Below are 21,975 nucleotides of genomic sequence, written 5' to 3'. Positions count from 1 at the left end.
CTCAGTTCAGCCCCAACTTCCCCCGCAACATCGACAAATCCTCAGCCAAGGTATTCACCGGCCCGACCAGCGCCTTGCGGTCACTGTCCTTCACTTTGTCATACGTCTCAAAACCACCCCCCGTGGTTTTGTACTTGGCCAACGTCTTGTTCACCGTGGCGAAGTTCTTGTCGACCTTGGCCATGAACGCCGCGTCCTGCTTTTCGATCTGCGGACGGAACAAGTCGACGATTTTCTTCGCACCGTCGATGTTGCCCTGGAAGTCATAAAGGTCGGTGTGGCTGTAGCGGTCTTCCTCTCCGGAAATCTTGGTGGCGGCTACTTCTTCAAGCAACGCGGCAGCACCGCCGACGACTTTTTCCGGTGGGAAAGTCAGGCCGGCGACGCGGGTTTGCAGGTCTTTCACATCTTTGTTCAAGCCGTCGGCCAACTCGTCCAGGCCCTTGGTGCTGTTCTCCGAGAACAGCGAATATTCGAGGCGATGGAAACCGGTGAAGTCTTCAGCCTTCACGCCTTTTTCGTGGTCGTCGACCCGAGAGTCGATGGACGCATCGAGGTCACTGAACAGTTCGGCAATCGGCTCGATGGACTCGTAGTAAACCCGGGTTGGCGCATAGAGTTTTTTCGCGGTGGCCAAGTCGCCTTTTTTCACCGCGTCGGTGAATTGCTGGGTGTGGCTGGCCAGTTCATCCAGTTGTTCGGTGACGTAGATCTTGTAGTCCGAGATCGGCCCCACCAACTCCAGCGGCGCCGTCGCCGCGAACGCTGAAAGCGGGGTGTTGAGCAAGCCAAGGGTCAGCAGTAAGGCGAGGGTCGACTTTTTCATGGGACGGTTCCGTGGGGTGGTTAAGCGTCAGGCTGAGGCTTTGGTGTGTGTGGCGTTGAGCAACGAGCGACCGATGAAATCCTTGTCGTCTGTCACGCCGGGCAAGGTGAAGAAGTACCCGCCGCCGACCGGTTTGAGGTATTCCTCCAATGGCTCACCGTTGAGTCGGGTTTGCACGGTGATGAAGCCTTTTTGCAGGTCTGCCTGGTAGCAGATGAACAGCAAGCCCATGTCCAGCTGACCGTTCTTGTTCACACCGTTGGAGTAGTTGAACGGCCGGCGCAGGATCAGGTTGGCCTGGGTCGCGGCGGTGCGCGGGTTGGCCAGGCGGATGTGGGCGTCGAGCTTGGTCAGCTTGCCTTGCGGGTCTTTGGCGTAGTCCGGGACTTGGGTTTCGTGTTCGCCATCCATCGGTGCGCCGGTGCTCTTGACCCGGCCGAGAATGCTTTGCTGTTCTTGCAGCGGCGTGCGGTCCCAGCGTTCGACGAAGTTGCGGATAATCCGCACCGCCTGATAGCTGCCATTGACTGCCCAGGCCGGTTCGTCGCTGCCGGGCTGGACCCAGACGATGCTGTCCATGGCCTTGGTGTCGTTGGAATCCGGGTTAGCCGAGCCGTCGCGAAATCCCAGAAAATTGCGCGCGCTTTGCGCCGGTACACCGGGTTTCGCTGGGGCCTGGGGCGGCACGCTGCCTTCCTGTTTCCAGCGCACCAGCAACAGGTCCGGCAGGTTTTTCACGATGTCGCGCAGGGCGTGGATATTGGTGTCGGTGGTGTTGGAGCAGAACTGCAGGCTCAGGTCGCCGTGGCAGCAGTCGGCTTCCAGTGCATCGTTGGGGAAACCGACCATGCGGCTCAGCCGCTTGGGCTTGGCGCCGGCCAGACCGAAGCGTTCGTCGAACAGCGACTCGCCTACCGAGACGGTGATGGTCAGGTTGTCTGGCGTCACCACCGGGCCAAGAATCCCTGAATCCAGTGGCGGCAGTTTCGGATCGACCTGGGCCACCGGGCCGCCCTGCATCAGGAACGCGATGCGCTCGTTGAGCGTGCGAAACAACCGCTCCAGATCTTCGCGGTCGCTGGCCAGTACGTCGAACGACACCAGCATGCCCGATGCCGGACGCGGGGTGACAATGCCGGTCTGGTGCTTGCCGTGGAACGCGTGGCGGTCCTCGGTTTTGTCGCTGCTCGGCGCTTCGGTGACTTGCGCGGGGCTGGCGGCCATGGCCGGGCAGCTCAGGGCCGAACCGGCTAATGCCACACCGGCGGCGCCCATGCCCATCAAGACGCGACGGCGTTGTGCTGAAAACTGTTCTGAGTCGTTCATGTGAAAGTGGTCTTCTGCTTACAGGCCGGAAAGGCCAAGGGCGGGATCGATTCCATCGAGTGCTTCGGCCAGAACCTTGGCCTTGTCGGCGATGTGCTTGCGTTGCTCGGCGCTGACGGTGTCGTAACTGGCGTAGCCATCCTTGACCTTGAAGCCGTTGAGTTCGGCGTCGAAGGCGGTAATCGCGCTGTCGATTTTCGGCAGCAATTGGGCAGCGGATTTGCTCAGCAATGGCCGCAACAGGTCGACGACTTTGCGGGTCGCGTCGAGGTTGGCGGCAAAGCCGTTCAGGTCGGTGTGGCTGTAGCGTTCTTCTTCACCGTTGCTGGCGCGGACATCGGCGAGGCTGTTGAGGTTGCGCACCAGAATGCCCACCCATTGTTCCGGCGGCAGCGACTGGGCCAGCAGTTGCTGTTTGAGGGTGGTGACATCGCTGATCAGGCGCTGGGCAACAGGCGTCAGGCCATCGAGGTTGCGTTGCTGGAACAGTGCGTACTCAAGACGGTGGAAACCAACGAAACCCGGATCCTGCTCGCGCTTGTCGAAGTAATCGGCGCGGGCGTTGATCGCATTGTCCAGCTCCGCCAGGCGCTGGGCCGCTGGAGCCAGCCGTTGATAGGCCGCGCGCGCCGGCACATACAAGGCTTGCGCCCGGCTCAGGTCGCCGGCTTCGATCGCTTGCTCAAGGGCAGTGACGGCTTTGATCAGCGCCGTGCTCTGGCTGTTCAGGTAGACGCGGAACTCCGACAGCGGACCAATAAACGCCACCATCGATGGGCGCGCTTTGGCAGCCGCATCGGAGGCGGCAGTCGGGGTGACATGCAAGGTGCCGCGTGGATTGCTCAGCAGGCCACAAGTGATTGCATAGTCGCCGGGCAGCAGGTTGGCATTGATCACCTGGCTCAGGCCCGGGGCGATGTTCTCGCGTTCTTCGACCACCAGCACCCCGTCGAGGATTTCCCATTCGACGGCGCGGTCCGAGCGGTTGACGATGCGGAAACTGGCGCGACCAGCCGGGACCGTCAGCGCATTCGGCTCGCAGCTGTGCGGGTGAATGGTCACGACCACTTCGTCATGGTTCGTCTGGCGCTTGGCCGCGGCCATTTTCGAGGCGTAGTAGAACAGGCCGGCGGCGGCGATCATCACGATCACCGAGCCGGCCACCGCCCAGCGCAAGGCGCGGGGAGGGGAAGCCTGGGGAGTGGCTTGATTTGGCATGGGTGCCCTTACTGACTGGAAACGGAAGAGGGTGTTTGAGCGGGGGCGGCAGCCGGCAGAAAAAACATCAGCAGCGCCACCAACAGATAAATCAGATACGCCCCGAGGGTGCTGACGGTTGGCGCGTCCTGATAGCCAAACATCCCCGCCAGCACCGAGCCCAGCGGGCCGTCCATCGGCAGTGTGGCGCTGAAGTCGAAGAGCACGGTTTGCAGGTGATTCCACACGCCGGCTTCATGCAGCGCCTGCACCGAATTGGCGAGAATCCCGGCGGCCACCACCAGGATGAACAGCCCGGTCCAACGGAAAAACGCCGAGAGGTTCAGGCGCATGCTGCCGGTGTAGATCAGGAAGCCGATGATGATCGCCAGGACCAGGCCGAGCAGGGCGCCGATCGGCGCGGCCGGGCCTTCGCTTTGCTGGAACACCGCGAGCAGGAAGAACACCGTTTCCAGACCTTCCCGGGCTACAGCAAAGAACACCATGGCGATCAGTGCGGTGACCTGGTGTTTGGAACCGGTCAACGCGTGATCAAGGGAAACGTGCAGCGAATGCTTGATTGAACGCGCCACCTTGCGCATCCAGAACACCATGGAACTGAGGATGCCGACCGCCACCAGACCGACCACACCTTCAAATAGCTCTTGCTGCTTTTGCGGGAACTCGGCGCTGACCAGTTCCAGGCCGCCACCCACCAAAAGGGCCAAAGCGACGGCGAGGAATACGCCGATCCACACGGCGGGCATCCATTGACCGCGACCGGTCTGTTTGAGGTAACTGGCGATGATGCCAACGATCAGCGCGGCTTCAATGCCTTCGCGCAGCATGATCAGAAAAGGAACGAGCATTCAGCACCGGAGGGAAATTAGATAGGGTGCTAATTTGTAACATGATGAAACTAATTCTCATATGCCAGTCATTGGCATTTAGCTGAACGTAAGCTGAACGCATTGGCAAAGTCCGTCAAAACAGCGGATTCACCCGATCGTTGTAGATCTCGATCAACTGATCATAGCAACGGCCGATCCGCTCGAAGTCATCACTCAATTGTTGCGGCGAGGCCTTGGCCGCCCAGTCGTCACGCAGCTTGTTGACGGCGTTCAGATAGTTCCTGCCGGGCGAACGCACATAGTTCCAGATGTATTCCGGGTAATCTGCGTTGCTGGTTGGCGGGTTGGCTTGCATGTAACGGCTTCCGTCATCCCAGGCCTGTTGCAGCATGATTGTCGCGTCGCCCAGGTCATTGACGGTGAGGTTTTGCTCGCGAACGGCGCTGTCGAGCCTGAGCATGAGGGTTCGTGCTTCCAGCATATAGGTCAGGATATGGGCGTATTTGAGCTGCTCCCGGAGCTTGAGCTGCTCAAGCTGAACCTGGCGAAGTTTCAGATCTTCACTGTCCAATTGCCGGCGCAGTTCGTCTGAAGCCTTGAGGTATGCATCGACCAACGGCAAGAACACGCTGTCACGTTGGGTTTTTTCCGCAGGACTGAGCGAGTAGGCGGGCACGGAGTTGAAAAAGTCGAACCCTTGCGCTGCCTCGTTGGCTGCCGCCAGGGCCGATTCAAAGCGTATTTGCAACGGCAGCAGTTGAGGTGCCCACCTCTGCAGATTATTTTTTTGCAACTCGTTCAGTCGACAGCCATAGGCATCGTGACCGCGCAGAAGATTGAGTCGCTCTCTGACTTCGACCATTGGCTCGAAGTCTTCGGGAAAGCGCTGTTTCAGGGTTGGATCAGGTTTGCGGTCTCGATTCAGGTAACGGGTGTAGGCGTGACGCCAACGACTGTCGGTAGAATTGAGGCAGGCAATCATCGGTCGCAAGGCGCTGGCTTTTTCCCGCTCGGCGATGTCGGGTTGATGGATCCAGCGCTGAATCGGGGCCAGAAGGGTGCTTTGATGCTCTCTCAACATACCGAGAAAGGTGAGTGTCAGCACGGCGGTTATTGCGATTGCCTTAGCGCGTTTGTTCATCGTTGCCCCTCCTGCGTGCGTGATTGCCCATACCATTGTTCCTGGGTGGGGGCGATCCGGCATTCCTGACGACTGTCGAGGGGCCCACTACAACTGCGTTCGGAAAAAGGTTGCAATCCTTGATTCGGCCCCATCAACTGACTGCGGGCAATGGTGTAAAACAGGAGCGTCAGACCAATGATCCCAATCATCAGGGCAAAACATGGTACTGGGCCCCAGGCGGGTAACCGAACCTTGAAAGGTTTGACGTGTAGCGCTTCTGGCCAGACGACACGACTCAATGCAGCTAGCGCCAGCAACACCACGATGTAGCTGATAAATGCCGGAGCGCCACAGCAGGCCCATGTCAGAGCCCCCATCAGCCAGCAGGGCAGCAACTCGCGCAACACCAGCGGCGCAGGGCGTCTAAAGCTGAGTCGAGGCGACACAGCACGGCTCAAACGCACGTCCAATGACCAGAACCGATCCGCCATCGGGCGCCAGACCCACAGCAATACCGCGCCGGGCGTAGCCAACACGCACAGCCAGAACAGCATCGCGGCAAAGCTCGCGCCGATACCGGATAGATCATTGAGGTATTCGCCGGCTGCCCAGGTGAGCGACGCGCCAAACAACCCGGCAAACATGGGCCAGCCCTGGAGGGGCTGCATAAGGGCCTTCCAGAAATACGGATCGCCGTTTGGCATTTTTCGGCATCGCGCCGGGTCCAGGCGCTGGAGCTTCTCGCTGAGCATGTGGCAGGCATTCCAGTCCGCCTCAAAAAAACGCCTGGCGAAGGTGCTTCGCTCGGCGTCGGTCATCGGCGTCAGTAACAAGCGTGCTGCGCGGCTCTGGGGCTCACGATCATTCAGGTCGGCCAGGCGTTCCAGGGTTTCAATAAAAACCTGGCTATCTCGGCGCTGCAACAGTGCCGTCCAATAAGGTGGCGGGCAACGCCCTTCGGTTTCGGCTTCGTTCGCGGCGACGTGCCAGTGTTGATGTGTACACAGCGTTTCGAACAAGTGGACCGACCAGAAGCTTGAATCCACCAGTAGACGGGCCACGGTTTCATTAAACCAGTCGTGGCGTTCGAACGGCTGCAACCAGTCGGCTTGTTTGAGCGCCACAAAGCGCTCGATGAACGCGTCGACCTGACCCGAGTCAAGCAGCTCGCGCAAGCACTTTTCCACATGTTTGCAGTAAGTGCGAAGCAGCAACTCAAGTGCTTGCGGTGATAAATCCAGGCGTTGCCAGGCACTGAGCCAGTTGAATTGTTCCAGTCCCCAGGCTGCCAGCAACATCCTGTCGTTGCGCGGTGACAGGCACATCATCAACAACTGATCTTCGAACTCTTGAGTGCAGTGAGAGACCCGTGCCTGCGCCAGACGTTCATCGAGCCGGTCGACTGTAACGTTCTCCAGTAACTGCTCCGCCCGTTGTGCTCCGGCATGCGGCTCAAACCGTAGATGTTCCAGTTCCAAGCTCAGCCCTGCGTCAAACGACGGCGCAGGTGACTGTAGTTCAACCGTGGGTTCGCGCTGACTGGCTGACGGCATCGCCGGTACGCGGCGGCTCCACTCCATCGCCTGCTCGTACGCTTCGCGCAGACGCTGAAAACCGCTCGGGTCTTCATCCGGGCGGTGAACTTTGAGTAGTGCCGCGTACTGGCGTTTAATGCTGCGTGAGTCGGCGTCAGCCTCTAGACCCAGAATGACCCAGCAGTTCAACGCCATAAGCCTTGTTCTAGCTCATCGAGTTGTTGCATCAGTTGCACACGCAACTCACGAATGACCCGATCATCCTGGCTGTCGAGCGTCTGCTGGAAACGGTTAGCCATGTGATCGAGTCGCTGACGCAAGTCGCCGAGGCTTTCCTGATACAACCGTTCGAGTCGTGCGGTCAGCAGGCTGTTGACCTGTTGTTCACGCGGGTGAACCTTGAGGTTGGCCAACGCGGTCAGGCGTTGCTGGATCTCGTCGGGGTCGAGTACGCCGGGATTGTTTTCGATCACCAGGCTACGGCGCTCGCCGGTCCGCGGTATGTGCGCCTCGGCTTCGAGCAGGCCGTTGTTGTCGTAAGTGAAGCGAACGTCGATGCCAATCTCGCCGGCCGGTGCCAATGGCACTTCAATCTCCATTTCACCCAAGTGAATGTTCTCTCTTACCCAACGATTTTCGCCCTGATAAACCTTCAATAGCACTTTGCGCTGATTGTCGCGCAAGGTGTACACCGATTTGACCCGGCTCACCGGCACGACGCAGTTACGTTCGATAATCGGCAGATAATGACCCGCTTCCACGCCTTCGCCGACGGTGATCGCGGTTTCGATGCCGAGGGTGTACGGGCAAACGTCGGTTAATACCACCTCTTCGAGTGCCGCATCCCGGGCCTTTAGGGCCGCTTGCACCGCCGCACCCAGCGCAATCGATTCGTCCGGATTAAGCGCAATCGAAGGAAACCGGCCGAATAATCCGGCGACCATCCGCCGGATCATTGGCATGCGGGTCGTACCGCCCACCAGCAGGACTTCATCCAGCTCCGATGGCCGAATACGCGCGTCGCGCAGCGCGGTTTCGATCGGCGTGCGCAGACGCACAAGTAGCGGCGCGCAGAGTTCGGCCAACTGCGTCTGGGTGAACGTTTGCTCCCATTGGCCGGAGCCATGGCGCAGGACGAAGGTCGCGCCGTCGGCCTGGCCAAGGGCATGGCGCACGCGTTCGGCTTCGCGGCGCAGGCGATGGGCGACATTCGGCTCCGTCAGTGAGGGCATATCGCTACGGTTGGCGTGTGCGGCGACAAAGGCCTGAACCAGCACGGTGTCAAAGTCTTCACCGCCCAGAAAGTTGTCGCCGGCGCTGGCGCGTACTTCCATGACGCCGTCGAACAGTTCGAGGATCGACACGTCGAAGGTGCCGCCACCGAGGTCGAACACCAGAAACGAACTGGCGCTGTCGCGTTGATGCAATCCGTAAGCGAGCGCCGCGGCAGTCGGTTCGTTGATCAGCCGTTCGACCTTGAGGCCGGCCAACTCGCCAGCGATTCTCGTGGCTTTGCGTTGAGCGTCGTTGAAATAGGCGGGTACGCTGATCACCGCTTCAGTGACCGTTTCTCCGTAGCTGCGTTCGACGTCTTCCTTAAGGCTGCGCAGCACCAGTGCCGACAGTTCTTCCGGGCGGAACGATCGGGTGCCGAGACGAAGTTCATGAGCACTGCCCATGTGTCGTTTGAACAATGCCGCCGTCAGGTGGGGATGAGTCTGCAAACGTTCCTTGGCAGCCTGACCGACCAGCACTCGACCCTCGTCGTCAAGGCCCACCACGCTTGGGGTCAGCAGACTTTCCAGAGCGTTGGGAACCAGTTCGGGCGCGCCGTTGCGCCAAACGGCAACCAGGCTGTTGGTGGTGCCCAAATCAATGCCGACGATCGTAACGTTTACAACTCCATGTCAATTCGGGAATTCCCGGCAACAGCCTATCGGCCACAGGGCCAGGTAGTTGAGCAGGCTTTTGCGCAGGACTGGCTTTTTACTCCGTGCTGCCTAAGATGGCCAACAGATTAATCAGTACACCCGAGTGACGTTTATGTCGGAAAAAGACACCATCTCCATTCAACTGGTGCGTGAAGCGCTGTTGCAAAGTTGCGCCCCGGGCGCTGCCACCGAAGAGGTGTTGAACAAGGTCGGCATCGATCCGGCGCTGCTGGAAACCACCGACGCCCGTGTTCCGGCCACCGCCTATGCGCGGTTGTGGCGCTTGCTGGCCCGGCGCGGGGACGATGAGTTTTTTGGCATGGACCCGCGCAAGCTCAAGTCCGGCAGCCTGGAGTTTCTCTGTCGTTGTTCGATGGTTCAGCCAAGCCTGGCTGCCGGGCTGACCGCGGGGCTGAGCTTTCTGTCGTTGATGCTCGAACGCATGCCCGCGCAATTGGTTCGCCAGCAAAGCCTGGCGGAAATCGTTCTGCTGGAGGACGACGAAGACCCGCGCCGCGCCTTCACCTATTTCACTTACTGGATGATCGTGCACGGCGTGGCCTGCTGGCTGGCGGGGCGGCGGATACCGATCCTGGCCATCGAGTTGCGTTGCCCGGCGCCGGATTTTTGTGATGACTATCGGGTGATGTTCTCCGAGAACCTGCGGTTCGACCGGCCGCGCACACGGATGATTTTTTCGGCCGATTGCCTGGATTTGCCGATCAAGCGCAGCGCTGAAGAATTGAAGCGATTCCTCGCTCATGCGCCGGCGAACATTCTGGTCAAGTACCGCGATCCCGAAAGCCTGGCCAGCCGGATCAAGCATGATCTGCGGCAACTGCCTGCCGAGCATTGGCCGGAAACCGAGGCGCTGGCGCAGCAACTGTGCATGTCGGCCTCGACCTTGCGCCGACGTTTGGCTGAAGAGGGCCAGACGTATCAGGGGCTCAAGGACAGCGTGCGCAAGGAATTGGCCATCGTCTGGCTGGCTGAGCCTGCCATCAGCTTCGCCGAAATCGCCACCCGTTTGGGGTTTGCCGATGCCAGCTCGTTCTACAAGGCGTTTCGCAAGTGGTCGGGGTCTAATCCTGGGCATTATCGGAGTTTGATTCTTAACGAGGCTGACTGATCCGGATTTTCTGCTGCCTGTTCTGGCGTCATCGCGGGCAAGCCCGCTCCCACAGTGATATGCGGTGACCATAAATGTCGTACACGCCGCAAAACCTGTGGGAGCGGGCTTGCCCGCGATGGCGGTCATCCGGGCGCCGCATCCTTCGGCCTTTGGCCAAACCAGTCACACAACTTGATAGCTTTGACCATTGTCCCGCTCCCCGCGCAGAGCGAGTATTTCCCTGTTGTTTACGGTTCCCCCTACCTAATAAAAACACACAGGGATTCTGGCAATGCGCGATTACTTGTCTGCCACGTCACAGTTCAATTATCAGCACACCGTCGATGCCGCGCTCACAGGGTCGTTGAGCGCGCTCAATGCCTGCGTCGAGTGTTGCGACCGGCATGCCTTGCCGGGACGCATCGCGCTGTTCTGGGAAGGTCGCGACGGCGCCAGCGCGACCTACACCTTCAGCGACTTGCAGGACAAAGCCGCGCGCTTCGCCAATTTCCTGCTGGCCCAGGGCGTGAAGAAGGGCGATAAAGTCGCCGGCCTCCTGCCACGCAACATCGAATTACTGATCACCGTGTTCGCCACCTGGCGCATCGGCGCGGTCTATCAGCCGCTGTTTACTGCCTTCGGCCCGAAAGCCATCGAACACCGTCTGAGCAGTTCCGGCGCCAAAGTGGTGGTGACCGACGCGGTCAACCGCCCGAAACTCGCTGAAGTGGCCGACTGCCCGACCATCGTTACCGTTGGCGGCGCCAAGGGCCAGGGCATCGTCCGTGGCGACTTCAGTTTCTGGGCCGAACTGGCCAATTATTCCTCCGAGTGCGAACCGGTGTTGCTGAGCGGTGAAGATCCGTTCCTGCTGATGTTCACCTCGGGCACCACCGGCCCGTCGAAAGCGCTGTCGGTGCCGCTCAAGGCGATCGTCGCGTTCCAGAGCTACACCCGTGACGCCGTGGATTTGCGCCCTGAAGACGCGTTCTGGAACGTCGCCGATCCGGGTTGGGCCTACGGCATCTATTTCGGCGTCACCGGGCCGATGGCGATGGGGCATCCGATCACCTTTTACGATGGCCCCTTCACCCTCGAAAGCACCTGCCGGGTGATCAACAAATACGGGATCACCAACCTCACCGGTTCGCCGACTGCCTACCGCTTGCTGATTGCCGGTGGCGACGAGTTTGCCCGCTCGATCAAGGGCAAGTTGCGCATTGTCAGCAGCGCCGGCGAGCCGCTGAACCCGGAAGTGATCCGCTGGTTCGTCGATAACCTCGGCGTGGTGATTCATGACCATTACGGCCAGACCGAACTGGGCATGGTGTTGTGCAATCACCACGGCCTCGATCATCCGGTGCACGTCGGCGCTGCCGGTTTTGCCTCGCCGGGCCACCGTATCGTGGTGCTCGACGATGAATACAAAGAACTGGGCGTCGGCCAGCCAGGCATCCTGGCCATCGACCGGACCCAATCGCCGATGTGCTGGTTCGGCGGTTACGAAGGCGCGCCGACCAAGGCTTTCGTCGGCAACTATTACCTGAGCGGCGACACCGTCGAGTGGAACCCGGACGGCAGCATCAGCTTCGTCGGCCGCAGCGACGACGTGATCACCACCTCCGGCTACCGCGTTGGTCCGTTCGACGTCGAAAGCGCGCTGATCGAACACCCGGCAGTGGTCGAAGCGGCGGTGATCGGCAAGCCCGATCCGGAGCGCACCGAGCTGGTCAAAGCCTTCGTTGTGCTCAGCCCGCAATACCGCGCCGAACCTGCGCTCGCCGAAGAGCTGCGCCAACACGTGCGCAAGCGTCTGGCGGCGCACGCGTACCCCCGTGAAATTGAATTTGTCAGCGAGTTGCCGAAAACCCCAAGCGGCAAATTGCAGCGCTTTATCTTGCGCAACCAGGAAATCGCCAAGGCTCAAGAGGCCACCGCGAAGAACGTTTCAGCTTGAATCCAAGGAAACAATGATGCAGATCGAAAACAAGGTTTTTCTCGTCACCGGCGGTGCGTCCGGCCTCGGTGCCGCCACCGCTGAAATGCTGGTCACTGCCGGTGCCAAGGTAATGCTGGTGGACATGAACGCCGAAGCCGTCGCGGCCCAGGCTGCACGTCTGGGCGCGCAAAGCGTGGTGGCGGATATCAGCAATGAAACTGCCGCAGAAGCGGCGGTGCAGGCGACAGTCAAAGCGTTTGGCGGCCTCAATGGTCTGGTCAATTGCGCCGGTATCGTCCGTGGCGAGAAGATCCTCGGCAAGAACGGCCCCCATGCACTGGCCAGTTTCAGCCAGGTGATCAACGTCAACCTGATCGGCAGTTTCAACATGCTGCGCCTGGCGGCGGCAGCCATCGCCGAAACCGAAGCCAATGAAGATGGCGAGCGTGGGGTGATCATCAACACCGCTTCGGCCGCAGCCTTCGACGGCCAGATCGGCCAGGCCGCGTATTCGGCGTCGAAAGGCGCGATCGTCAGCCTGACCTTGCCCGCCGCCCGTGAACTGGCACGCTTCGGTATCCGCGTGATGACCATCGCCCCAGGCATTTTCGAAACACCGATGATGGCCGGAATGACCCCTGAAGTGCGCGAGTCCTTGGCCGCTGGCGTGCCGTTTCCACCTCGCCTGGGCAAGGCGAGCGAGTACGCCGCGCTGGTCAGGCATATCATAGAAAACTGCATGCTCAACGGCGAGGTGATCCGTCTCGACGGTGCCCTGCGCATGGCCGCCAAATAAGGAGGATTAGACATGACACTTTCCAACGATCCGATTGTTATTGTCAGCGCCGTCCGCACCCCGATGGGCGGTTTCCAGGGCGAACTGAAAAGCCTGACCGCGCCGCAGCTGGGCGCCGCGGCGATTCGTGCTGCCGTTGAGCGTGCCGGTGTCGCCCCTGATTCCGTAGAAGAAGTGCTGTTCGGCTGCGTGCTCTCCGCCGGTCTCGGCCAGGCGCCGGCGCGGCAAGCGGCGCTGGGCGCCGGGCTGGATAAATCGACTCGCTGCACGACACTGAACAAGATGTGCGGCTCGGGCATGGAGGCCACGATCCTGGCCCACGACATGCTGATCGCCGGCAGTGCCGATGTGGTCGTCGCCGGTGGCATGGAAAGCATGTCCAACGCGCCGTACCTGCTGGACCGCGCCCGCAGCGGTTACCGCATGGGCCACGGCCGGGTGCTCGATCACATGTTCCTCGACGGCCTGGAAGATGCCTACGACAAGGGCCGCCTGATGGGCACCTTCGCCGAGGATTGCGCCGAAACCAACGGTTTTACCCGCGAAGCGCAAGACGCCTTTGCCATCGCGTCGACCACTCGCGCCCAACAGGCGATCAAGGACGGCAGCTTCAACGCCGAGATCGTGCCGCTCACCGTGACCGTCGGCAAAGAGCAGGTGCTGATCAGCCACGACGAGCAGCCGCCGAAAGCCAAACTGGACAAGATCGCCTCGCTGAAACCGGCGTTCCGCGACGGCGGCACCGTGACGGCGGCGAACTCCAGTTCGATCTCCGACGGCGCGGCGGCACTGGTGCTGATGCGCCGTTCCGAAGCCGAGAAACAAGGCCTGAAACCGCTGGCGGTGATTCATGGACACGCTGCATTTGCCGATACGCCGGGGCTGTTCCCGGTGGCACCGGTGGGCGCGATCAAGAAACTGATGCAGAAAACCGGCTGGTCCCTGGACGAAGTCGAGTTGTTCGAAGTCAACGAAGCGTTTGCGGTGGTGAGTCTGGTGACCATGACCAAACTGGAAATCCCCCACGAGAAGATCAACGTTCACGGTGGAGCCTGCGCCTTGGGCCACCCGATCGGTGCGTCCGGCGCGCGGATCCTCGTGACCTTGCTCTCGGCCCTGCGCCAGAAAGGCCTGAAACTCGGTGTTGCAGCGATCTGCATCGGCGGCGGCGAAGCCACGGCGATGGCTGTTGAGTGCCTGTATTAAGGGCTGACGCCAATCCTTGTGGGAGCGGGCTCGCCCGCGATGACGGTTTTACAGGCGCCAAGGATGTTGCCTGACAGATCGCTATCGCGGGCAAGCCCGCTCCCACAGGTTCTGTGTTTCGACTGACAGGCATTTTGTACGAAGGCAAATTTTTAAGGACTTGGCATGATTCCCAATGACGAACAACTTCAGATCAGCGACGCGGCCCGGCAGTTTGCCCAGGAACGGCTGAAACCGTTCGCCGCCGAATGGGATCGCGAACATCGCTTCCCCAAGGAAGCCATCGGCGAGATGGCCGACCTGGGCTTCTTCGGCATGCTGGTGCCGGAAGAGTGGGGCGGTTGTGACACCGGTTACCTGGCTTACGCCATGGCCCTCGAAGAAATCGCTGCCGGCGATGGCGCCTGCTCGACCATCATGAGCGTGCACAACTCGGTGGGTTGCGTGCCGATCCTCAAGTTCGGCAACGACGATCAGAAAGAACGCTTCCTCAAGCCTCTGGCCAGCGGCGCGATGCTCGGTGCGTTTGCCCTGACCGAACCGCAAGCCGGCTCCGATGCGAGCAGCCTGAAAACCCGCGCGCGGCTCGACGGCGATCACTACGTGCTCAACGGTTGCAAGCAGTTCATCACCTCCGGGCAAAACGCCGGGGTGGTGATCGTGTTTGCGGTGACTGACCCGAGTGCCGGCAAACGTGGGATTACGGCGCTGATCGTGCCCACCGATTCGCCGGGCTATAAAGTCGCGCGAGTCGAAGACAAGCTCGGTCAGCACGCCTCCGATACCTGCCAGATCCTCTTCGAGGATGTGAAAGTGCCGGTGGCCAATCGACTGGGCGAGGAGGGCGAAGGCTACAAGATCGCCCTGGCCAACCTCGAAGGCGGCCGTGTCGGCATCGCCTCGCAATCGGTGGGCATGGCCCGCGCCGCGTTCGAAGCAGCCCGCGACTATGCCCGTGAACGCGAGAGTTTCGGCAAGCCGATCATCGAACACCAGGCGGTGGCCTTTCGGCTGGCGGACATGGCAACCCAGATTGCCGTCGCCCGGCAGATGGTGCATTACGCTGCAGCGTTGCGCGACAGCGGTAAACCGGCGCTGGTCGAAGCGTCCATGGCCAAGCTGTTCGCTTCGGAGATGGCCGAGAAGGTCTGCTCCTCGGCGTTGCAAACCCTCGGCGGTTACGGTTACCTGAACGACTTCCCGCTGGAGCGGATTTACCGCGACGTGCGGGTGTGCCAGATCTACGAAGGCACCAGCGACATTCAGCGCATGGTCATTTCGCGCAATCTTTGAGAAGGAATCCACCTATGAACTACGAAACGATTTTGCTGGAAACCCACGGCCGCGTCGGCCTGATTACCCTCAACCGTCCGCAAGCCTTGAACGCGTTGAATGCGCAAATTGTCAGCGAACTGAACCACGCCCTCGATGGCCTGGAAGCTGATTCGAACATCGGTTGCATCGTGCTGACCGGCTCGAAAAAAGCCTTCGCCGCAGGCGCCGATATCAAGGAAATGGCCGAGCTGACCTACCCGCAGATCTACCTCGATGACCTATTCAGCGACAGTGATCGCGTGGCCAACCGCCGCAAGCCGATCATCGCCGCGGTCAACGGTTTCGCCTTGGGCGGTGGTTGTGAACTGGCGTTGATGTGCGACTTCATTCTGGCGGGCGACAACGCCAAATTCGGTCAGCCGGAAATCAACCTAGGTGTGCTGCCGGGCATGGGCGGCACCCAGCGCCTGACTCGCGCGGTGGGCAAGGCCAAGGCCATGGAAATGTGCCTGAGCGGGCGTTTGATCGATGCGGTGGAAGCAGAGCGTTGCGGCATCGTTGCGCGGATCGTGCCGGCGGATGAGCTATTGGAAGAAGCGCTGAAAGTCGCGGCGCTGATTGCCAAGAAGTCGCTGCCGATTGCGATGATGATCAAGGAAAGCGTCAACCGCGCCTTTGAAGTCAGCCTGTCGGAAGGCGTGCGTTTTGAACGCCGGGTGTTCCATGCAGCGTTTGCGACGCAGGATCAGAAGGAAGGGATGGCGGCGTTTATTGCCAAGCGTGAGGCAGAGTTCGTCGGCAAGTAATGCGGCGTCCTCGCGGACGTCATCGCGGGCAAGCCCGCTCCCACAGTGGTTTCCGGCGTTCACAAATTTTGTATACGCTCGAGAAACCTGTGGGAGCGGGCTTGCCCGCGATGCTTTTAAAGGTCACACCAGATAATTTTTCAACTCCCGGGCAATCACCATCCGCTGTATCTCGCTCGACCCTTCATAAATCTGCGTGATCCGCGCATCCCGGTAGTAGCGCTCCACCGGGTAATCTTCCAGATACCCATACCCGCCATGAATCTGTATCGCCGACGAGCAGACCTTCTCGGCCATCTCGGATGCAAACAGCTTGGCCTGTGAAGCCTCCGACAGACACGGCTTGTCGGCACTGCGCAACCGCGCGGCGTGCAGGATCAACAAACGTGCAGCATTCAGACGGGTGTGCATGTCGGCCAGCATATTGGCGATGCTTTGGTGCTCGATGATCGGCTTGTCGAACTGCACCCTATCCCGCGCATAAGCCAGCGCCGCTTCGAACGCTGCCCGGGCGATGCCCAAGGCTTGCGCGGCGATGCCAATGCGGCCGCCTTCGAGGTTGGAGAGGGCGATGGCCAGGCCTTTGCCGCGTTCGCCCAGCAGATTGGCCTCGGGAACGGTGCAATTGTTCAGCGTGACGGCGCAGGTGTCGGAAGCGCGGATGCCCATCTTGTGTTCACTGCGGTCGACGATGAACCCCGTGGTTTCGGTCGGCACCAGGAACGCTGAGATGCCGCGCTTGCCCAGCTCCGGATCGGTCACGGCGAAGACAATCGCCAGTTTCGCCCGTTTGCCATTGCTGACGAATTGCTTGGCGCCGTTGATCACCCACTGGCCGTCGCGCAATTCGGCGCGGGTGCGCAGGTTATGCGCTTCGGACCCGGCCTGGGGTTCGGTGAGGCAGAAGCAGCCGATGGCCTGGCCGCTGGCGAGGTCTGGCAACCATTGCTGTTTCTGTTCTTCGGTGCCGTAGTTGAGCACCGGCCCGCAGCCCACGGAGTTGTGGATGCTCATCAGCGCACCGGTGGCGCCGTCACCAGCGGAAATCTCTTCCACCGCCAAGGCGTAGGCCACGTAGTCGACATAAGTGCCGCCCCATTCCTCGGGCACCACCATGCCCAGCAGACCCAGTTCACCCATCTTCGCCACCAGACCGTCATCGATCCAGCCGGCCTTTTCCCAGGCCTGTGCGTGGGGGGCGATTTCGCCACGGGCAAAATCCCGGGCCATGTCGCGGATCATCACTTGCTCTTCACTCAATTCGATATCGTGCATGGCTCAGCTCCCGCTCTGGTCGAACCCGGTGAAAAAACTCGCCACGTGCCCGGCGTCCAGCGCCTGCAGAGTCGGCGGGTTCCAGCGCGGGTTCTTGTCTTTGTCGATCAGCAAGGCGCGCACGCCTTCGATCAGGTCGCCGCGTTCGAACCACTGGCGATCCAGGTGCAGTTCGAGGGCGAAGCACTGTTCCAGGCTCAGGTGCCGACCGCGCCGCAGCATTTCCAGGGTCACGCCCATGGCCAGCGGTGAACGGCTTTCCAGCAGGTCGGCGGTGGCCGTGGCCCACTCGTGGCTATCGGCGACGGTCACTTCACGCAGTTGTTCCACCATACTCGGCACATCGGGCAGGGCGAAGAAGTGATCGATGGCCGGCCGCAATGCCGCTAATGGTGCAGCCGGCAGTTGTTGCACGGCGAGTTTCGCCAGCAGGCCTTGAAGGTCCTTCAACGGAGTTTCGTGCCATTGGAGCTGATCGAGTTGCTCGTCCAGAGTGCCCAGCTTGTTGCTTTCCAGGTACCAGTCGGCCAGGCCGCAATAGAGCGCATCGGCGGCGCGGATTTGCACGCCGCTGACACCGAGGTAAATACCCAGTTCACCGGGAACGCGTGGCAGAAAATGGCTGCCACCGACATCCGGGAAATAACCGATGGCCACTTCCGGCATCGCCAGACGGCTGCGCTCGGTGACCACGCGCAAATCGGCGCCTTGCACCAGCCCCATGCCACCGCCCAGCACAAAGCCGTCCATCAAGGCCAGGACCGGTTTGCGATAGTGATGGATGGCGAGGTCGAGGGCGTATTCCTCGACGAAGAAGTCTTCGTGCAGGGTGTCGCCGCTTTTGAAACTGTCATATAGCGAGCGAATATCGCCGCCGGCACAGAACGCTTTCTCACCAGCGCCGCGCAACACCACTGCGTTTATCTGCGGATCTGCAGCCCATGCGTCGAGTTGCTGTTGCAGGCTGCGGACCATGTCCAGGGTAATGGCGTTAAGGCCGGCGGGGCGATTGAGGGTCAGGTGACCGATGTGATTGCGAACCTCGGCCAACACTTCGTTTTGCGTGGCATCCATGGACTGTGTTGCCGGGGATGAAACCTGAGCAGTCATCACTAACTCCCTGCTTTTATTGTTCTTTATAGGACGCTCGCGCGCGAGCGATGCTGGATCGTAACAGTGCAAATTTGTGATGTACAACCGGGATATGTGCAGGTCCCGTCTGCATTTTTACCGTAACGTAAAATCAAAAGATCGCAGCCTTCGGCAGCTCCTACGGGATTGGTGTTCATACCGAAAAATCGCGGTGGATGCGGTCAACGCAGGAGCTGCCGCAGGCTGCGATCTTTTGATCTTTCATCCCCATCCGGTAATCAACGACAGAATCGGCTGTGAAAGGCCTCCGTTCAGCGCACTTGAGCTGTCTGAACAGGGGCTTACGACACCCGTGCCGTCCAGGCAATTGGCATTCTGACGGTCCATTTCAAGCACTTGCGATCAAGAGCCTGGAACGGACTGCACCCCGACGACTGATTAGACCCAGTCGAAAACAACAACAAATACGGCTGCGGTGAATACCGCATCGACTCTCTGCCCCTGTCAAAAAGTGTGGTGCGGCGCAGGCGCCAAGCCGCGATAAATCCAAATAATCCGGGACTCTAGAAGATGAACATCAAATGGCTGACCTTACCGGCATTGGCTTTGCTGTGCTGCTCCACCGGAGCCAGCGCCAAGGAATGGAAAGAGTTGCGATTCGGCGTCAACCCCAGTTACCCGCCTTTTGAATCCACCACCGCCGATGGCGGCGTGCAGGGGTTTGGCGTGGACCTGGGCAATGCGATTTGTGCCGAACTGAAGTTGAAATGCGTGTGGGTCAGCAATGACTTCGACGGGCTGATCCCGGCCCTGAAGGCGGGCAAGTTCGACGCCATCGAATCCTCGATGACTGTCACCGACGCGCGCAAAAAACAGATCGACTTCACCGATCGCCTGTATGCCGGGCCGACCGCCATCGTCACCCGCAAGGATTCCGGCTTGTTGCCCACCGCCCGAATCGCTGCGGGGCAAAACCATCGGTTACATGCAGGGCACGATTCAGGAAACCTATGCCAAGGCCAAACTGGGGCCGGGCGGGGTGAAACTGCGTGCTTATCAGAACCAGGATCAGGTCTACGCCGACCTGGTTTTCGGGCGTCTTGATGCGTCAATTCAGGACAAGCTGCAAGCGCAGATGAGCTTTCTGACGTCGCCGCAAGGGGTGGACTTCCAGAACAGCGAAGGCATCAGCGACCCATTGGTGCCGTCGGAAATCGCCATCGGCATCCGCAAGGACAACGAAGAGCTCAAAGGCATGCTCAATGCCGCCATCAAGGCCCTGCATGAAAAGGGCATCTACGCACAGATCCAGCAGAAGCACTTCGGCGATCTGGACCTCTACAACAACTGATCCTCGCGCCCAAAGCGCTGCGTCCTGGTAACAGGCGTAGCGCTTGCAAGCGAGTGCCTCAAGACAGGTGACTGGCGTGAATTCCTTCCTGAATCTGATCGGGGTCGATCTTTCGGCCCTGCAAGGCTATGGCCCTTTGTTGCTGCATGGCACCTGGGTCACCCTCAAATTGTCGGCGCTGTCGCTGCTGGTCAGCATGGCGCTGGGGCTGCTCGGCGCGGCGGCCAAGCTGTCGCCGCTGAAACTGTTGAACCTGCCCGCCACCTTCTACACAACGCTGATTCGTGGGGTGCCGGACCTGGTGCTGATGCTGTTGATTTTCTACAGCCTGCAAGGCTGGCTGAGCAGCCTGACCGAAGCCATGGGCTGGCCTTACATGGAGATCGATCCGTTTGTGGCCGGCGTCGTCACCCTCGGTTTTATCTACGGCGCGTATTTCACCGAGACCTTTCGCGGGGCAATCCTGAGCGTGCCGCGTGGCCAACAGGAAGCCGCCGCCAGCTTTGGGCTGAACCGCTGGCAGCGCTTTCGTTTCGTGGTGTTCCCGCAAATGATGCGCTTCGCCTTGCCGAGCCTGGGCAACAACTGGCTGGTATTGCTCAAGGCCACGGCGCTGGTGTCGATCATCGGCTTGTCGGACCTGGTCAAGGTCGCGCAAGAAGCCGGTAAAAGCACCTTCAACATGCTCGATTTCCTGCTGTTGGCGGGGGCGCTGTACCTGCTGATCACCAGCGCGTCGAACTACGTACTGCGAGTACTCGAGCGGCGTTATAACCAGGGTGTACGGGGGATGGCGCGATGATCGAGTTGATTGCCGAATACTGGAAACCCTTTCTGTTCAGCGACGGTTATAGCCTCACCGGATTGGCGATGACCTTGTGGCTGTTGGTGGCGAGCATTGTGATGGGGTTCTTCCTGTCGCTGCCGTTGGCGATCATGCGCACTTCGCGCTGGGGCCTGCTGCGTTGGCCGGTTCAGCTGTTTACCTATGTGTTTCGTGGCACGCCGCTGTATATCCAGTTGCTGATTTGCTACAGCGGGATCTACGGCATCGCCGTGGTTCGCTCGCAACCGCTGCTCGAAGCGTTCTTTCGCGACGCGATGAATTGCACCTTGCTGGCGTTCACGCTCAACACCTGCGCCTACACCGTGGAAATCTTCGCCGGGGCGATTCGCAGCATTCCTTACGGTGAGATCGAGGCGGCCCATGCCTATGGCTTGAGCGGTTGGCGCCTGTACCTGCGGCTGATCCTGCCTTCGGCGTTGCGCCGGGCGCTGCCGTATTACAGCAACGAAGTGATCCTGATGTTGCATGCCACGTCGGTGGCGTTCACCGCGACCATTCCCGACATTCTCAAAGTCGCCCGGGACGCCAATGCCGCGACCTTCATGACCTTTCAGGCCTTCGGCATCGCCGGCCTGCTGTACCTCGCGCTGTCGTTCGGGCTGGTCGGCGCGTTTCGTCTGGCGGAGAAGCGCTGGTTGAGCTTCCTTGGGCCGGCGCACTAATTCCTCTTTTCATCCAGGGCAGCGTCGCAGCAGGCGCTACTGCAGGAGACTTATGCATGTACAAACTCACGGTTGAAAATCTGTACAAACGTTTTGGTGACAATGAAGTGCTCAAAGGCGTCTCGTTGAACGCGCGGGCCGGCGATGTGGTGAGCATGGTCGGTGCCAGCGGTTCGGGTAAAAGCACCATGCTGCGCTGCATCAATTTTCTGGAGCGGGCGGACGAGGGCGCCATTGTGCTGGACGGTGAGCGCGTCATCACTCGCCCGGGCGCTGGGGGTATGCGAGTCGCCAACCCGGCACAGTTGCAGCGTTTGCGCACACGCCTGGCGATGGTGTTCCAGCATTTCAATCTGTGGAGCCATCTGACCGTACTGGAAAACATCATACTGGCGCCGTGTCGGGTGTTGGGTGTCAGCCGCAAGGCCGCCGAAGAGAGCGCGCGGGCGTATCTGGACAAGGTCGGTTTGCCGCAACGGGTGGCCGATCAATACCCGGCGTTTCTGTCCGGCGGGCAACAACAGCGCGTGGCGATTGCCCGGGCGTTGGCCGTGGAACCGGAGATTCTGTTGTTCGACGAGCCGACCTCGGCGCTCGATCCGGAACTGGTGGGCGAGGTGCTGAAGGTGATTCAGGCGCTGGCTGAAGAAGGCCGGACCATGTTGATGGTGACCCACGAAATGGGCTTTGCCCGGCAAGTCTCCAGCCAAGTGTTGTTCTTGCATCAGGGGCGGGTCGAGGAGCAAGGTGATGCAACCATCCTCGACCAGCCAAAGAGTGAACGTTTACAGCAATTCCTATCGGGTCGTTTGAAGTGAGGCAAGAC

18 protein-coding genes and 1 pseudogene are annotated in these 21,975 nt (G+C 60.3%); 10 read left to right on the top strand and 9 right to left on the bottom strand.

The features are described 5' to 3' along the window. Position 1: 1 nt before the first annotated feature. The 7 genes from efeO (AB7M22_RS12140) to AB7M22_RS12110 all read right to left on the bottom strand — a co-directional run bounded on the left by efeO (AB7M22_RS12140) (position 2) and on the right by AB7M22_RS12110 (position 8,744). Positions 2–826, bottom strand: a complete 825-nt coding sequence (efeO, locus tag AB7M22_RS12140) for an iron uptake system protein EfeO (protein WP_454186463.1) — start codon at positions 824–826, stop codon at positions 2–4. Positions 827–853: 27 nt separating this feature from the next. Then, positions 854–2,152 carry an iron uptake transporter deferrochelatase/peroxidase subunit gene (efeB, locus tag AB7M22_RS12135; protein WP_454186462.1) on the bottom strand — a complete coding sequence of 433 codons (1,299 nt, stop codon included), beginning with the start codon at positions 2,150–2,152 and terminating at the stop codon, positions 854–856. 18 nt (positions 2,153–2,170) lie between these two features. Continuing rightward, positions 2,171–3,370, bottom strand: a complete 1,200-nt coding sequence (gene efeO, locus AB7M22_RS12130; protein ID WP_454186461.1) for an iron uptake system protein EfeO — start codon at positions 3,368–3,370, stop codon at positions 2,171–2,173. 8 nt (positions 3,371–3,378) lie between these two features. Beyond that, positions 3,379–4,218, bottom strand: a complete 840-nt coding sequence (gene efeU, locus AB7M22_RS12125) for an iron uptake transporter permease EfeU (RefSeq protein WP_454186460.1) — start codon at positions 4,216–4,218, stop codon at positions 3,379–3,381. Between the two features lie 115 nt (positions 4,219–4,333). Further along, complete coding sequence (locus tag AB7M22_RS12120) at positions 4,334–5,341, bottom strand: DUF3829 domain-containing protein (protein ID WP_454186459.1); 1,008 nt, start codon at positions 5,339–5,341, stop codon at positions 4,334–4,336. Beyond that, complete coding sequence (locus tag AB7M22_RS12115; protein WP_454186458.1) at positions 5,338–7,053, bottom strand: hypothetical protein; 1,716 nt, start codon at positions 7,051–7,053, stop codon at positions 5,338–5,340. Before AB7M22_RS12115 ends, AB7M22_RS12120 begins: the two co-directional genes overlap by 4 nt. Continuing rightward, positions 7,044–8,744: a molecular chaperone HscC gene (locus AB7M22_RS12110; protein ID WP_454188793.1), complete on the bottom strand. Its 1,701-nt coding sequence runs from the start codon at positions 8,742–8,744 to the stop codon at positions 7,044–7,046. The genes AB7M22_RS12115 and AB7M22_RS12110 overlap by 10 nt, the downstream gene beginning before the upstream one ends. Positions 8,745–8,901: 157 nt before the next feature. On the opposite strand from AB7M22_RS12110, the gene AB7M22_RS12105 reads away from it, so the two are divergent. From AB7M22_RS12105 to AB7M22_RS12080, 6 genes are all read left to right on the top strand, one after another. Further along, positions 8,902–9,918, top strand: coding sequence for an AraC family transcriptional regulator (locus AB7M22_RS12105; protein ID WP_454186457.1), 1,017 nt, complete (start codon positions 8,902–8,904; stop codon positions 9,916–9,918). A gap of 274 nt (positions 9,919–10,192) precedes the next feature. Then, a complete protein-coding gene (locus AB7M22_RS12100; RefSeq protein WP_454186456.1) occupies positions 10,193–11,857 on the top strand; it encodes an AMP-binding protein in 1,665 nt (554 codons plus the stop codon). Between the two features lie 16 nt (positions 11,858–11,873). Beyond that, positions 11,874–12,635: an SDR family NAD(P)-dependent oxidoreductase gene (locus AB7M22_RS12095; RefSeq protein ID WP_454186455.1), complete on the top strand. Its 762-nt coding sequence runs from the start codon at positions 11,874–11,876 to the stop codon at positions 12,633–12,635. Between the two features lie 12 nt (positions 12,636–12,647). Next, entirely contained in the window at positions 12,648–13,841 is a 1,194-nt protein-coding gene (locus AB7M22_RS12090) for an acetyl-CoA C-acyltransferase (protein WP_454186454.1), read from the top strand. Between the two features lie 165 nt (positions 13,842–14,006). Further along, positions 14,007–15,134, top strand: coding sequence for an acyl-CoA dehydrogenase (locus AB7M22_RS12085; protein ID WP_427624632.1), 1,128 nt, complete (start codon positions 14,007–14,009; stop codon positions 15,132–15,134). A gap of 14 nt (positions 15,135–15,148) precedes the next feature. Then, a complete protein-coding gene (locus tag AB7M22_RS12080) occupies positions 15,149–15,922 on the top strand; it encodes an enoyl-CoA hydratase (RefSeq protein WP_052966350.1) in 774 nt (257 codons plus the stop codon). 123 nt (positions 15,923–16,045) lie between these two features. Here AB7M22_RS12080 and AB7M22_RS12075 read toward each other — a convergent pair whose 3' ends face one another. Both AB7M22_RS12075 and AB7M22_RS12070 read right to left on the bottom strand, forming a co-directional pair. Continuing rightward, entirely contained in the window at positions 16,046–17,197 is a 1,152-nt protein-coding gene (locus tag AB7M22_RS12075) for an acyl-CoA dehydrogenase family protein (protein WP_454186453.1), read from the bottom strand. 3 nt (positions 17,198–17,200) lie between these two features. Then, the gene (locus tag AB7M22_RS12070) at positions 17,201–18,307 is read right to left on the bottom strand and encodes an enoyl-CoA hydratase/isomerase family protein (protein WP_454186452.1); all 1,107 of its coding nucleotides are present in this window, start codon (positions 18,305–18,307) and stop codon (positions 17,201–17,203) included. 552 nt (positions 18,308–18,859) lie between these two features. Here AB7M22_RS12070 and AB7M22_RS12065 point away from each other — a divergent pair. The 4 genes and pseudogenes from AB7M22_RS12065 (at position 18,860) to AB7M22_RS12050 (ending at position 21,967) form a co-directional block, all read left to right on the top strand. Next, positions 18,860–19,640: pseudogene (locus AB7M22_RS12065) on the top strand (transporter substrate-binding domain-containing protein). A gap of 76 nt (positions 19,641–19,716) precedes the next feature. Continuing rightward, positions 19,717–20,442, top strand: a complete 726-nt coding sequence (locus AB7M22_RS12060; RefSeq protein WP_008008586.1) for an ABC transporter permease — start codon at positions 19,717–19,719, stop codon at positions 20,440–20,442. Then, a complete protein-coding gene (locus AB7M22_RS12055; RefSeq protein ID WP_008008584.1) occupies positions 20,439–21,149 on the top strand; it encodes an ABC transporter permease in 711 nt (236 codons plus the stop codon). The genes AB7M22_RS12060 and AB7M22_RS12055 overlap by 4 nt, the downstream gene beginning before the upstream one ends. A 56-nt stretch (positions 21,150–21,205) precedes the next feature. After that, positions 21,206–21,967 (top strand): ABC transporter ATP-binding protein, encoded by a 762-nt coding sequence (locus AB7M22_RS12050; RefSeq protein WP_454186451.1) that lies wholly within the window; start codon positions 21,206–21,208, stop codon positions 21,965–21,967. Positions 21,968–21,975: the final 8 nt, after the last annotated feature.

It is taken from the genome of Pseudomonas sp. ADAK2 TE3594, from assembly GCF_053628675.1.
Note: the sequence above shows the minus strand (reverse complement) of the source record. Positions and strands in the feature narration are given on the sequence as shown.